Origin of the sequence: Candidatus Nitrospira nitrosa, from assembly GCF_001458735.1 — a bacterium.
GTDB classification, from domain to species: domain Bacteria; phylum Nitrospirota; class Nitrospiria; order Nitrospirales; family Nitrospiraceae; genus Nitrospira_D; species Nitrospira_D nitrosa.
The window spans coordinates 152,590-166,062 of sequence record NZ_CZQA01000012.1 but is presented as its reverse complement, the minus strand read 5'-3'; the positions used below and the strand labels follow the sequence as shown (position 1 = coordinate 166,062).

Annotated in this window: 10 protein-coding genes; 2 read left to right on the top strand and 8 right to left on the bottom strand. The window is 54.9% G+C overall.

The features are described from left to right. Window positions 1-2 precede the first annotated feature (2 nt). The 3 genes from COMA1_RS18515 to COMA1_RS18505 are packed head-to-tail and all read right to left on the bottom strand — an operon-like array spanning window position 3 to window position 5,438. Window positions 3-2,807 (bottom strand): response regulator, encoded by a 2,805-nt coding sequence (locus tag COMA1_RS18515; RefSeq protein WP_090751017.1) that lies wholly within the window; start codon window positions 2,805-2,807, stop codon window positions 3-5. Between the two features lies 1 nt (window position 2,808). Further along, complete coding sequence (locus COMA1_RS18510) at window positions 2,809-3,453, bottom strand: TOL_0243 family YfiR-like periplasmic protein (RefSeq protein WP_090751016.1); 645 nt, start codon at window positions 3,451-3,453, stop codon at window positions 2,809-2,811. Continuing rightward, on the bottom strand, window positions 3,441-5,438 hold the full coding sequence (locus COMA1_RS18505) for a TOL_0244 family TonB-dependent receptor (protein WP_090751015.1): 1,998 nt from the start codon (window positions 5,436-5,438) through the stop codon (window positions 3,441-3,443). Before COMA1_RS18505 ends, COMA1_RS18510 begins: the two co-directional genes overlap by 13 nt. A 154-nt stretch (window positions 5,439-5,592) precedes the next feature. On the opposite strand from COMA1_RS18505, the gene COMA1_RS21895 reads away from it, so the two are divergent. Both COMA1_RS21895 and COMA1_RS18495 read left to right on the top strand, forming a co-directional pair. Beyond that, on the top strand, window positions 5,593-5,721 hold the full coding sequence (locus tag COMA1_RS21895) for a hypothetical protein (RefSeq protein WP_281176277.1): 129 nt from the start codon (window positions 5,593-5,595) through the stop codon (window positions 5,719-5,721). A 3-nt stretch (window positions 5,722-5,724) separates the two neighbouring features. Next, on the top strand, window positions 5,725-5,988 hold the full coding sequence (locus COMA1_RS18495) for a transposase (RefSeq protein WP_090751013.1): 264 nt from the start codon (window positions 5,725-5,727) through the stop codon (window positions 5,986-5,988). 56 nt (window positions 5,989-6,044) lie between these two features. On the opposite strand, the gene COMA1_RS18490 is transcribed toward COMA1_RS18495, so the two are convergent. The 5 genes from COMA1_RS18490 to COMA1_RS18470 all read right to left on the bottom strand — a co-directional run bounded on the left by COMA1_RS18490 (window position 6,045) and on the right by COMA1_RS18470 (window position 13,429). After that, the gene (locus COMA1_RS18490; RefSeq protein ID WP_141654416.1) at window positions 6,045-6,611 is read right to left on the bottom strand and encodes a YfiR family protein; all 567 of its coding nucleotides are present in this window, start codon (window positions 6,609-6,611) and stop codon (window positions 6,045-6,047) included. A 32-nt stretch (window positions 6,612-6,643) separates the two neighbouring features. Continuing rightward, on the bottom strand, window positions 6,644-8,545 hold the full coding sequence (locus tag COMA1_RS18485) for a TOL_0244 family TonB-dependent receptor (protein ID WP_176698172.1): 1,902 nt from the start codon (window positions 8,543-8,545) through the stop codon (window positions 6,644-6,646). A gap of 194 nt (window positions 8,546-8,739) precedes the next feature. Next, window positions 8,740-10,806, bottom strand: coding sequence for a TOL_0244 family TonB-dependent receptor (locus COMA1_RS18480; protein WP_090751010.1), 2,067 nt, complete (start codon window positions 10,804-10,806; stop codon window positions 8,740-8,742). 320 nt (window positions 10,807-11,126) lie between these two features. Further along, window positions 11,127-12,542, bottom strand: coding sequence for a Si-specific NAD(P)(+) transhydrogenase (gene sthA, locus COMA1_RS18475; RefSeq protein ID WP_090751009.1), 1,416 nt, complete (start codon window positions 12,540-12,542; stop codon window positions 11,127-11,129). Further along, window positions 12,539-13,429, bottom strand: coding sequence for an HDOD domain-containing protein (locus COMA1_RS18470; RefSeq protein WP_090751008.1), 891 nt, complete (start codon window positions 13,427-13,429; stop codon window positions 12,539-12,541). The genes sthA and COMA1_RS18470 overlap by 4 nt, the downstream gene beginning before the upstream one ends. Window positions 13,430-13,473 lie beyond the last annotated feature (44 nt).

Below are 13,473 nucleotides of genomic sequence, written 5' to 3'. Positions count from 1 at the left end.
AGTTATGCCGCTCGCGCCTGCATCTTAGCGATGAAAACCTTGCAGGCCAGCTCCACACTTTCATTGAGCGGACCAAGCAGATCAGCAGCGGCATCCAATTGCTGTTGTCGCGCGAGGCGCTCGATCTCTCCGGCCTGAACACTGGCGGCTAGCGCCCCGACCTGAGCGCTCGATGATTTCAATTGGTGTGCGCCGTCCCTGAGCGCAGCCTCGTTTCCTGTCTGGATTGCGGCCTGAAGTACTCCCATGAGGCGCTTCGAATCTAAGAGGTAGAGTGAGAGAATCTTGTGCAGGGCATCCGAACGGCCTGCTCGTTCCATGGCCAGCAGATTCTCCCAGACGGCTTCATCAATGACGGGAATTTCTGTGGAGGTTGTCGAAGTGCGCTGTTTACTGAGTGTCGGATGGGAGGGTAACGAATCGGTTGGCCTCGTGTCCATCCACCGTCGGATGGCGGCTTGCAGGCCTGCCTGCGAAAATGGTTTTGAAAGATAGTCGTCCATCCCAGCCGCCACGCATTTCTCCCGATCGCCTTCCATAGCGTTTGCAGTCAGAGCGATGATGGGAACATGCCGGCCGGCACCGGTGGATTGTTCATGCCGTCGAATGGCAGCGGTAGCGGCGAATCCATCCATCTCAGGCATCTGACAGTCCATCAAGACGAGATCATAGCGGCGTTTTGAGACAGCCTCAACGGCTTGGCGGCCATGCTCGGCGATGTCGACTCGGCACCCGAGGAGTTCCAGCATTCCCACTGCCACTTCGCGGTTGACCGGATTGTCTTCAGCGAGAAGAAGGTGACCTCCAATGATGGCTGGTCTTGGCTCCAGTTCTTTTGTGAGCGGCCCTGTGTCTGGCAAGGCGTATCGTTGCCGCAGTAAACATTCTCGAAGTAGAGACTGTCTGGCCGGTTTCCTGAGCCATGCGAAAAAGGTCGATCCACCGGCGGTCTCATCCGTTGACGACTCTTGGTCGACCGAACTGAGTGCCAACAAAGGAATATGACTAAAAAGAGGATTGGTCTTGATCATTCGTGACAGCATGATGCCGTCGATGTCAGGCATGTGAATGTCCAGAATGGCCATGTCGATGGGCTTGCGTTCGATCGCGGCCTGGTTCAGCTGTTCTAATGCAGCCGTTGCACTGGCGGCGCTGATGGGTTCGGCCCCCCAGGTCTTCAACTGGGATTCCAGGATAAACCGATTGGTGGCGTTGTCGTCGACGATGAGGATCCGGATACCGGCAAGGGATTGAGCCGCTGTCGCATCTGATGGCTGGTGTCTGGCCTCGTATTTCAACTGCATCGTGAACCAAAAGGTGGAGCCTTGGCCTGGTACGCTCTCGAGACCGACCTCGCCACCCATCAAGTGAACCAATTGTTTCGCGATTGCCAAGCCGAGCCCTGTGCCTCCGAACCGGCGTGTGGTCGAGCCGTCGGCCTGAGAAAACGCGGCAAAGAGACGCCTCCGGGCTTCTTCTGAGATGCCGATCCCTGTGTCCTGCACTTCGCATTTCAAGGTCACCTGTTCAGCTTTCTTGGACAGACAGTGAATTCGCAGAGAGACTTCCCCTCGTTCTGTGAACTTCACGGCATTGCTCAAGAGGTTCAGCAGCACTTGTCTGAGTCGCATTGGGTCGCCGACCACTGTATGGGGCGTCTCTGCTGGTATAAAACAGGTCAATTCCAACCTCTTTTCCCCTGCCGGTTTGGAAAAGAGATCCACGGCCTCCTCGATGGTCTGACGGAGGTCGAATTGAATCTGATCTAGCTCAAGTTTGCCCGCTTCAATCTTTGAAAAGTCCAGAATGTCGTTGATAATCCCCAGGAGGGCGGTACCGGACCGATGAACGCTATCGACCATGTGACGTTGGCGCTGATTCAACTGGGTGGTCAGTAAGAGCTCTGTCATACCCAAGACGCCATTCATTGGCGTTCGGATTTCATGACTCATGTTCGCGAGAAACTGCGATTTAGCAACACTAGCCGCTTCGGCCGTATTTTTTGCCTCGACGAGGTCGCGGGTGCGCTCGGTCACCTTCGTTTCCAGCTCTTCCCTGTGCTGAGCCAGTTGCTCATGTTGTATCTGAATCTGCGCCAACATGGCGTTTAGTCCATTGGAGAGCACATCGATCTCATCGTGAGTGGATAATGAGGCGGCCCGTAGAGAGTAATCTTTTTTCTCAGACACTTCCCGCATGGTGGCGACCAAATGGAGGAGCGGGACGGTGATAATGCGTTGGAGTTTTCCAGAAATGAAGAGCGCGAAAAGCCCGGATACGAAAAGGATCACAATGGCAATTCCTACAGACCGCTTGAGGCGCTCGTCGAGTTCTTTGAGGTCCGATCGGAGCAAGATCCAGCCAATGCGCTGTCCATCAAAGAAGATCGGCGTTAAGACCTCAAGATAGCCATCGACAATGTGACTCTGCCGTGCTGTCACTAATTCTATGCTGTTGAGTATTTGCAAAGAGCTCGATGTGGAACCAGCGTGCATGGGACTGGTGTATGTGGCAAAGATATTCTGATCACCATCTATCGTGAAGGCGGACACGATGTGAGGTTCTTGGCGAAGGGCGGCGAGCGTTTCGCTGGCTGCCTTTTGATCCCTGAACGAAAGGGCTGCGGTGCTATTGGTGCCGATGACGTCAGCAAGTGCGGCCATGCGGCCCTCGATCGTGCTACGAACTGATAGTCGATCGTTGATGACGAACACCACGATGACGATGAGCAGGGCCAGGCCGGTAGACAGTAGTCCCAGGCCGGTCAGCTTTTTTTCGATTGGCCAGTACTTAAAGGAACGCCACATCTTAGGGGTGCCCTTTCACGATACGTGTCAGCCTGATGAGCTGGGCGCTGAGTTTGAGGGGGGTCTGCTGGACTGCTTCCAAGTTCAAGTCCAGCGCCACTCGGTTTTCGACCATTCGCATGTTGAGCATGATTCCCGTCTCTGCACAGCCCTCGGCATCGCAGACGGTCAGGACTGGTGACTTCTGAAGCGTCTGTAAGATGTTGCGTGTCTGTTTGAGCTCTCCGGGACTGATATACAGTATGTGGCAACCGATGAGATTGTCGTTACCCGGTATAGGCTTGGTCGCCAGGGGCCGATCTCTGACCAGTTTTCCCTCCAGGCTTGTGAGGTTGGGGCCAAAGGGGTCATTCCCGGCGAGGCAGATGACGAACGGCGCATGGTCATTGGGAAATGACATGGTTGGCCATTCAGCGAACTTGGCGAAGTTGTAGAGGAAGGCAGCTTTCAGTGCATATTCTTCGTGGTGGTCCTGGGCCATGGTCTGAGGACTTACTGGAAGTCCTAAGAGGGTCAGAGTGCAAATCAGGCCGACCAGACACCGTGTGAACGCAGCCATCCACCCCAGCCATGTTTCGGGAGGCAGATCTCGTCCACCTGTATGGAGAGGACGAGTCGCGGTGCAATGATCGGTCAGAATCGCCATGTCACCTTTGCGAATAGGCCTCGTTGGATCTGCGAGACGCTGGTCTGAATAAATTCAGGCTTAAATTCGTGATGTCGAGCTTCGAGGAGATTGTGTCCAACCAGTGAGAATTCAACGTGGCTGGTGGGTCTCCATCCGAGCCGAACATCCAGGTTTTGGTAATTGCTGATGCCAAGCCCAGGAAGGCGATCGACGAAGCGAAAGGTGGTGTCGAACTCGAGTGTGTTCGTGAGGTCCATCAGAGATCGAATCGACAATTGATGCGCAGGTTCCTCACCGGACTCGACCTCAATTCCTTCCGGCGCCGAACGGCGAACTTGAAAGTATGAGAACGCCGGCCGGAGACGCCACCAGGTCAACATGCGCCATTCCCCCGCCAGTTCGCCTCCGTACGTCCGCGTCGTGACATTGCTTCGGATCAGCACCAGCGATTCGGACAGTTCCTGTTCGCCGGATGAATGTGTGTAGTGGTTATAGAAAGCTGCTGCATCGACGGAGAGGTTGACGCTGAGCTGTGCCCGATACCCGATTTCGTAGCCCCATAAATTCTCATTGCGCACAGCTGAATTGCCCTGTAACTCTACGAACTCGGTCGGTGTGCCGGCAATCAGTTGTCGACTGCCACGTTCAAAGCGTGAAGGCAGGCGATTGGATCGGGTCACGGATCCCCAAATGGAGTGATTGGGGGTTGGATTGTACAGGAGGCGGACATTTGGCTGGATCAGCCCTCCTGTATACGTGTTTTTGAGATATTTCGCTCCAACCGTCAGTCGGAGTTTGTCCTGAAACAATTTGATTTCATCCTGGACAAACGCAGAGAAAGTCCGGAGACTCTGTTCCGGAGGGTCAAAGGCCAGATTTTCGCTGTTGCGCAGTCGGTCGCCACTAACGCGATAGCCGATTCCCCAGACAAGGTCTTGTCCGAACGGCAAAGCAGCACGGTGTTGGAAGTCCACATCAACGGTATTCCGGATTTCCATGAACGATAATTCGTTGCGTCGCGTGTTGTCGTAGTATAGTTGGAGGATCATCTCATTCTGTGAGCCGAACTGGTGTTTCCATCGTCCGAGTACGTTCCCGCCCGACATCCGTATGTCTTCAATCGCACTCCTCGAAAAAGAAGGCGCGAGTAAAGTGGGAAACGATGTCATCTGTCCCGCGAGTCCATGGTAGTAATCTCCTTGGAGGGTCACAGAATCCTGAGTGCTGGGTTCCCAGTCGAGACGTCCGCCAGTTCGACCCATGCGCCAGTTATCGTGGTTACCATCGGTACCGGAGGTGCTGTCCCGTTCGAATCCTTTCCCGTACAGTCGATATGACAGCGCATTTCCAATGGTTCCTCCGTACCGCAGGGTGGCGAACGCGCGTTCTTCTGTGCCGCCCCCGGCTGTGATCAGCGCCCCTTGAGTATCCTTGGCTTTCTTCGTGATGATGTGGATGGCGCCGTTGACCGCATTGGCACCCCAGAGTGTTCCGCCCGGCCCACGGATGACTTCGATGCGGTCGATATCTTCAAGCGGGAAATCCTGCACCTCCCAGAAGGTTCCGGCGACCAGCGGGGAATATACGGTTCGTCCGTCGATCAAGACCAAGAGATCATCCGCAAAGCGTCCGTTGAAGCCACGGGACGTAATGGCATATTTCTGCGAGTCGATACGTGCGACATGAAGTCCCGGTACCATACGGAGGACCTCAGGAATGCTGTTGGCGCCAGATCGACGGATATCTTCCTGAGTGACAATGAAAATGGCGGAGGGGGCTTGTGAGAGCGGTTGAGCCTTTTTCGAGACGGAGGTCACCTCCATGGCAAGCAATTGTTCGAGCCTCAGTTCAGTCAAGTCCTGTGTCGCCTGAGTATTTGACTGGGAGACATCCGCAGCGTGGGCAATCAATCCTTCTGAAGCGGAGCTGCTGACTGTTGTGAGTAGCCACCAGAATAATGTCGTGGCCATCGCCTGTATAGATCTCAGGCTGAACCACTTCATAGATGCCTCCGTGAATTGAATCCTTCACGACTGTATCGGTGGATGAAGTCGGTAACTTGAAATCAATGTTCGTTCTGAGTGGTCTTGGAGCTGATTGCGGATTGCCAAACGGTTACTTGCTACGGGGATCCTCTTCTCTGGTACCCTCGGATGCATGCCGGATCAGCGAGCGGCAGAGGTCAGAAAAGGAGCGCACTGTGCGTGGCGCATCCATTACCATATTGTCGTTCCTGTCAAATACCGCAAGGCGTTGCTGGATGATGAAGTGACGGCGATTCTCTAGGAGATGGCGACCGAGATTGCAGAACGTTTTCCGATTGAGAGGGACGCGATAGGGACGGACAAGGGGCACCTTCATCTATTATGCAGTGCTCTTCCGAAGATGGCCCACGGACAAAGTGTGCAGGTTTTTAAACGTATCACGGCGCGCAACATCTTTCGACGGAAGCCGGTCGTCAAACGAGTGCTGTGGGGCGGAGAATTTTTGACGGATGCGTACTATGTGGCGATGGGAGGAGAGCGCGCCAACTGGCAGACCGTCGAACGATAGGTCCAACGGCAAAGTCAGATCGCCGGCAGCTCTACGGGTAAATCGGCTGATGGTGGTTATGGCTCACTCAGGATATGGGCAAGTTTCAGCAGCTTTGAGCTGAATTTCAGATTGGTGCGTTGTATCGCTCCAAGGTTCATTTCCAAACTGATTTTATCTTCGTGTTTCTGGAGGTTGATCATAACGCCTTGCCGTGTACAGTCGGGTTGGTCGCACACGGTCACAATGGGTTCGCCGGCAAGAGTGGTGAGAAATTCGGTAGCCCGCCGTCTATCTTGCATATCGATGAAGATGATGTGGCACCCATGCACGTTTTGCGGGCTGGTGAGATGTCTCGAAGCAATCTGACGCTCTTGAACCGGCTTTCCGACGATGCTGTCGATGGTTGAACCGAAGACGTCATTGGTGATACAGATCACGAGAGACGTCCCCTCGTGCTCTGACCAATCGACGAACTTCGCGATGTTGTACAAGAATGCTGATTTGAGGAGATACTCGGCCCGAGGTCCCGGTTCTCCTGCGTTGAGCATGGGACCGGGCCATAGCGCGACGAGCATCATCGCGAGCGACAGCGCTCTCCGATGAATTCTATGGCGGACGGGTTGTCGTGGGCGAGTGCTCATCGAGTCTGTGCCTTCTTCATTTCCATGCTTGCTCAATATCGCCACGTAGCCTTGACATAGGCTCCACGCTGCACTTCCATTCGAATTTGAGGGATGAAATTGGGTGAAAACTCAGGATGCTCTGGATCCAGTAGGTTTTGCCCCACGACAGCGAACTCCCAGTGTTTGGTTGGCTTCCATGCGAGCCGTGTATCCAAAGTGAGATAGCTGGGAATTCCTAGCGAAGAGAGTGCACTCACATATCGTCCCCATAGGTCGAACTCGAGATTCCCCGGCAGGGTCATCAGTGATCGGGCAGAAACAAGATGCCGTGGATTTTGGCCGGGAACACTGTCGCGGGTAGGATCATTGGAGTCGGTCGCTCGCATCTCCATCGCCAGGAAGGTATAGGAGGTTTGGAGTTGCCACCATTCCCGCGCACGCCAGTCGAGGGCGAGTTCCATGCCATAGGTGGTTGCGCGTAGTTTATTGTCAACGGTGAGCGGGATGAGGAGGTGCGGAGGCGTCGGCACAAATTCCATGCTCGCTGCACCGGGTTCAAAACTTCGGAGGTGGTTATATTGGTTGTAAAAAGCCGTGATGTCGACCGAGAAGGTCGTATGCAGCGAGCTGCGCAGGCCAATCTCGTACGCCATGAGCGACTCATTCGTGTAGCTACGATTACCCAAGAGTGCAGCAAGTGCGGTTGGCGAGCCGGGAAAGAGTCCGTTCGGGGGGATTACCCGGCTGTTGACGCGCCCATCCTGTTCCACGCGTGATGGCGTGCGGAAGCCGCGAGAGACAGAGGCCCACAAGGTCAGCGTCTCACTCGGGGTCCACCGGAGTTTACCGTTCGGTTGGACGACAAACCCCGTAAAACTATTGTGTTCAATTTTGGTGCCGGCGATCAGTGCGAGTCGATTGGGAATCAGTGCAAATTCATCCTGGAGGAATCCGCTGAAGAGATTGAGTGTGCGACGGGCTGGGGACATCACGATAGTCTGGGTGGTGACGAACTCGTCTTGCGTCATGCGATACCCGGCTCCCCACAGGAGGCGATGGTGGTTTCCCCATGTCAAATTGTGTTGGGCATCCAGATCAAAAGTATCGCGATCCTCGCTGAATAGCAGACTACGCCGGCTGGTGCGGTCATAGTAACTTTGCACGATGAATGCCGCCCCGTTCCCGAGATCGTATTTCCATCGCCCGAGGACATTGGCTCCGTACGCGTGAACGTCGTCCACTGTCTGATTGCTGTAGGGGGGAGTCAACTGGGGTTCTTCAAAAAATGCCGAAGATCGACTGTCATAATAGTTTCCTTGAACCATGAGGGATTGTGCCGAGTTCAATTGTGAATCCATACGAAAGCCGGTGCGGAGCTGTCGCCACGCGTCCAAGGTCCGATTGCTCTCTGCGTGCCCGAGTGCATCGCGCAAGAAACCTTTGACATAGCCTCGGAGATGCGTATCGTTGCCAAGTGCGGTTCCGTAGCGCAGTGTTCCGAAGCCACGCTCTTCGGTTCCTGCTCCGGCGACGGCCAGCCAGCCTTGTGTATCTTTCGCTTTCTTTGTGATGATATTGATGACGCCGTTCACGGCGTTGGCCCCCCAGAGCGACGTCCCTGGGCCACGCACCACTTCGATTCGATCGATGTCTTCCAACACCGTATCCTGGACGTCCCAGAACACGCCCGAGAAGGTTGGGGTGTAAATCGTGCGTCCATCCATCAGGACCAGCAGTTTATTGGCGAGTTCATCATTAAAGCCACGAGCGCTGATGGCCCACCGATGTGTATCGATGCGGGCAACGTGAATACCTGGTGCCATGCGAAGCGCTTCCGGAATGGACGTCGCGCCGGAACGGCGGATATCTTCATCGGTGATGACGAACACGGCACTGGCAGCCTGAGCGAGAGGTTGGGTGTTTCTCGCGACGGTGGTGACGTCTACAGTCATGAGTTGATCCAAGGAAAGTTGTTCGAGGGGGTCTGTGGTCGGCACTTGGTTAGCAGCGTAACTATTCAGGACGTCTAAGGACAGGGTATACAAGGCCGTGGTTATAAACAGAACGCCTCTCGTCCGTCTTGTCATTGACCTACACGTCTGTATGAGTGAACAAATATCCATATCAAGAAATAGAGGTCCCTGCCTTAGTACCGCCAGGTCAACTTGACGTAGGCGCCTCGCTGAACTTCGGTCCCGCTTTGTGCCACGAAGGCTGAAGTGAACTCTGGGCGCCTGGATTCGAGCAGGTTTTGTCCAACAATGGAGACATCAAGACTCTTTGTTGGTTTCCAGCCAAGCCGGGTGTCCAAGCTGACGTAAGCAGGGATGTTCAGTGTGGGGAGTCGATCCACGAATCTCCCCCAGAGATCGAGTTCGAGATTGCCGGGAAGCTGTATGAGGGACCGGAGAGACGCCTGGTGTTGCGGACTTTCTCCGTTGGCATTTCTTCCGGTGGGGTCGAGTGAGGTGCCGGTGATCATCTGAATTCTCAAATACGAGTAGGTCGCTCGTAGATGCCACCAGTCGATGGGGTGCCACTCTGACGACAGTTCCACCCCGTGGGTTTCCGCGGCAAGTTTGTTGTTCGCCACGAAGGGGATGAGCAGATGAGGAGGAAGCGGACTTGTCGCGAGCGAGGAAGTGCTAGGCTCGATGCTTCTCAGCCGATCGTATCGGTTGTAGAATGCCGTGATATCGATCGACCATGTTTCCAACGGTTGGAAGCGTGCGCCGATTTCATAGGCCACCAACGACTCGTTGCGGAAACCTGGTTGGCCTCCGAATGTCGTTAACGCGACCGGCGATCCTGGGAACAGGGCGTTCGGTGGCAAGGCCGTCTGGTCGAGCGTGGAATTCTCCTCTGCACGCGAAGGAGTACGGATGGCATGAGAAATTGCTCCCCAAAACATGAGGGTCTGGATTGGGGTCCAACGAAGACGACCGCTTGGTTGTACCACCCACCCAGTAAAATCGTTATGCTCGATTTTTGTCCCAGCCGTTAGAGCAAGGGTTTTCGGGATAATGGTGAACTCGTCTTGAATGAATCCGTTGAAGAGATTCAAGCCACGATTGGTGGGATTTGTGCGGATGGTCGTGGAATCAACAATGTGGTCGTTCGTGAATCGATAACCGAGCCCCCAGATGGCGTGGTGGGCGTTTCCCCATGCAAACGAATGCTGGAGATCGATATCGAAGGTGTCTCGTCGTTCCGTAAACAGGCGGCTCTCTCGTTCGGTTCGATCATAGTAGGTTTGGACGAGGAGTGAGGAGCTGTCTGAAAAGGTGTGTTTCCATCGAGAGAGGACATTGCCTCCGGAGTAACTCCATCGATCACGAATCGACCGACTGTAGGGTGTCGTGAGGAGCGGTTCCGTGAACCCAAATCCTTCCGTGCCTCTGTAGTAATCGCCCTGAATGGTCAGGGTGTCATGTGGGGACAGATCGTGGTCGAGGCGGAATCCTCCTCGCCCGTTTCGCCAGTCGTCCCCTCCAGGCGACCCATCGGACCGAACGAACTCGTCACGGTCAGCGAACTTTCCGTAAAGGCGGGCATGGGTATGCTCCCCCATTGAGGCCCCGTAGCGGAGCATGGTAAATGCTCGTTCCTCCGTTCCCCCACCAACGACGGCGAGGAGTCCCTGCGTGTCCTTGGCTCTTTTGGTGATGATATTGATGACGCCGTTCACGGCGTTGGCACCCCAGAGTGAAGCGCCGGGTCCGCGAATGACTTCGATGCGATCGAGGTCTTCAAGGACGGTGTCCTGTGCATCCCAGAATACGCCAGAGAAAAGAGGCGAATAGACCGTGCGGCCGTCAATCAGCACGAGCAACTTGTTGGCGAATTCTCCGTTGAATCCCCGTGAGCTGATGGCCCAGCGATGGGTATCGAGGCGGGCGACTTGAATGCCCGGCGCCATGCGAAGCGCTTCGGGGATCGTGGTGACGCCAGATCGCCTGATGTCTTCTTGGGAGATGACGAAGACCGCTGCTGCTGCTTGAAAGAGTGGCTGTGCTTGTTTACTGACGGAGGTCACTTCCACTTTCATCAACTCTTCCAGGCTGAGTGCTGTCAACTCAGGGGGCGTATTTTGTACGGGATCGGCATTCGCAGCGAATGAGACATCGCTCGAGAGTTGCAACCTGATCAATCCAGTAAGGCACACCACCAGGATATGGATTGGGAGCAGCCGTGCTCTTCCTCGTTGAAGCATAATCCCTCTCACAGCTTGTTCGTCATACTCGTGCCGTGTAGGCAAGAGAGTCTTAGGTGATCGACAGCGCGAGGCCGTTCAGGTCACTTATCGGTCGTTGTTAGGGATTGATTAAATTGATGGTTGCGCGGCTGCCGCGTGTAATCTGAAGAGAATGCCATACCCCTCTCGATCTTTGAGGGCGAGAGTGTTTGAGATTTTACCGGTCGTGGACGTACGCGGACAGGGGCGGACTGGAAAATGATGATGACGACAGCTTGGTCGCATATGGGGAGTTGAAGCGGACTATGATACTTGTCCTGACGAGTCGTATAAGCTGGTTATGCGGCTTTCGCTGCTTGGCGTTTTGCCACTTGGCCGAGGATATCGAGCGCAGCAATCCGGTAGGCCTCAGCATAGGTGGGGAAGTTAAAGACGTTATCGATAAACGATTCAACGGTTGCGCCGTTCTGGAGGGCCAATTGTCCCAGGTGAACCAGTTCAGTCGCGGAATCCCCAACAACCTGTACCCCGAGTAGCCGTTCACCTGCTGGGTCGGCGATCATCTTGAGCAGACCTTGACCGGCCCCGGATATCTGCGCGCGGGCAATTTCCTCGAACTTTGCTCGTCCGATAAGCGGATCCTTATACCGCTCTCTGGCTCCCATCTCATCCAGGCCAATGCTGGCCATTTCAGGGATGGTATAGATGCCCAGCGGGATGGTAGAAGCGGCATCACCGACCGGGAGATTGAGCGCATGCCGGACGGCGCGTCGTCCTTGCTCCATCGCCTTTGATGCGAGCGCTGGGCCACTGACCATATCGCCTACGGCGTAGATGTGTTCCATGTTTGTCTGACAAGATTGATTCACAGGGATGAGTCCCTTGTCTGAGAGAGAGAGACCGGCTGCCTCAAGATCCAAATCTTCGATGTTTGCTTGCCGGCCAAGGGCAACCAGCATTTTCTCGCTCTTGATGATCGTGCCGCTCTTGAGTGTGGTGACGACATGCGTCACCCCATCCCATCGGACCTCAACGATCTCGCTTTCGCCGAGATAGTGACTGCCATAGTGTTCCAGTCCTTTGACAAACTGCTCGACCAGTTCTTTATCCATGAATTGCAGTGGGTAGGGTGCACGATCGATGAGTGTGACTTCCACACCCAATAACGCAAAGATGGAGGCATACTCGCAGCCGATGACTCCACCTCCGATCACAGCCAAGGATTGAGGGAGGTACAGCATCGACAAGAGCGAGTCGCTGTCCAAAATATGTTCATGGTCGACTGGTATTTCTTTTGGATTTCTGGGGCGTGATCCGGTCGCCACAACGATCGTGCCTGCCGTGAATAGTTGAGATGCCCCATCGACGGTTTGCATCTCGATGGTGTGGGCGTTGACGAATCGTGCCCGCCCATGAAGCAGGGAGATGCCGTTTCGGCGAAGTTGCTTGCTCATGAACGAATCGTGTGCCTGGACGACTTGCTCAAGCCGGCTTAAGAGAGTCGCGATTTGGGTGTCCGGCTTCAAATTGAATTGCAACGCTTCTCCCGCCCGTTTGAGCCGATCGAGGTGGAGTGCACTTTCTCGCAACGTTTTACTGGGAATCGTCCCTCGATAGACGCAACTGCCGCCGATTCCTCGCTCCCGTTCAATGAGGGCGACCCGCTTGCCAGCCTTGGCGCCTTGGACTGCGGCCTTCTGGCCTGCCGGGCCGGCGCCGATCACGATGATGTCGTAAGTGCTTGGTGTGCTCATAGGTTTATCGAATTCACAATGGTTAAGACCTGCTCTTTGGTTGTCAGCAGTTTATCGACGTCTTGAGGGTACAGGTTCAACTCTGCGAATACCGGATGATCGCGGAGACTGTCTTCGGGCATTTCTTCAGGCGTCAGGAGGTGGCTCGCTAATCGATCCGCAACAAAGGTGAGCATGCATTCCTGGCGGAAGGCAGTGGCATGCTCGTAATCCCCGTAATATTGAATCGCCTCCGCCACTTGTTTAGGCAGACTCCATTTTTCGGCGACCAGAATGCCCACACGGGTATGGTAGCCCTCGATCAGTGTTTTCACATGGGATTTGTTATCCAGTATCGTGGACAGTGCTGTGACCCATTTATTGCTTGGTTCACGAGCAATCATCGTGGTTGCCCGCAGGACAACGGGTTTCCCGATTTCATGCAATAGTCCGCAGAGATACGCGCTTTCAATATTCATACGTTTCGCCCGGGCGACTTCTTTTGCAAAGGCCCCGGTGGCCAGCGAATGCCGCCAGAGCTGTTTGACTTCATCTTCATATCCTGCCACCTGGAACGCGCCGACTTTCAATGAGGCGGTAAAGGCGATTTCCGATAGCAGGGTGATCCCCAACATGGCGACCGCGTGTTGGAGCGAGACGACCGGACTTCTGGGCATGTAGGCCGGCGAATTGGCAATCTTCAAAACATGCGCGGCGAGGGCTTGGTCTTGGTGGATCAACGCTGAGAGCTTTGCCGCATCGGCATTTGGATCTGACGCGAGTGCCATCACTCTACTGGCGGCTTGTGGCAAGAGTGGGAGCTCAATATCCCCTGCCTCGATTTTCTGTATGAGCGTCTGTTCAAGCTGTTCGAGTGGAGTTCCCGCGGGCTGAGCGTCAGAGGGCATGGAGAGGCTCCCAGGTTGTGACCCTGCTGTTCACGACAGTGCTT

Excerpts from the sequence above, each read along its gene's own strand:
- COMA1_RS18505 (WP_090751015.1), bottom strand. The coding sequence starts at position 5,438 with ATGAAGTGGTTCAGCCTGAGATCTATACAGGCGATGGCCACGACATTA.
- COMA1_RS18490 (WP_141654416.1), bottom strand. The coding sequence starts at position 6,611 with ATGAGCACTCGCCCACGACAACCCGTCCGCCATAGAATTCATCGGAGA.
- COMA1_RS21895 (WP_281176277.1), top strand. The coding sequence starts at position 5,593 with ATGCCGGATCAGCGAGCGGCAGAGGTCAGAAAAGGAGCGCACTGTGCG.
- COMA1_RS18510 (WP_090751016.1), bottom strand. The coding sequence starts at position 3,453 with ATGGCGATTCTGACCGATCATTGCACCGCGACTCGTCCTCTCCATACA.
- COMA1_RS18480 (WP_090751010.1), bottom strand. The coding sequence starts at position 10,806 with ATGCTTCAACGAGGAAGAGCACGGCTGCTCCCAATCCATATCCTGGTG.
- COMA1_RS18470 (WP_090751008.1), bottom strand. The coding sequence starts at position 13,429 with ATGCCCTCTGACGCTCAGCCCGCGGGAACTCCACTCGAACAGCTTGAA.
- sthA (WP_090751009.1), bottom strand. The coding sequence starts at position 12,542 with ATGAGCACACCAAGCACTTACGACATCATCGTGATCGGCGCCGGCCCG.
- COMA1_RS18515 (WP_090751017.1), bottom strand. The coding sequence starts at position 2,807 with ATGTGGCGTTCCTTTAAGTACTGGCCAATCGAAAAAAAGCTGACCGGC.
- COMA1_RS18495 (WP_090751013.1), top strand. The coding sequence starts at position 5,725 with ATGGCGACCGAGATTGCAGAACGTTTTCCGATTGAGAGGGACGCGATA.
- COMA1_RS18485 (WP_176698172.1), bottom strand. The coding sequence starts at position 8,545 with ATGACTGTAGACGTCACCACCGTCGCGAGAAACACCCAACCTCTCGCT.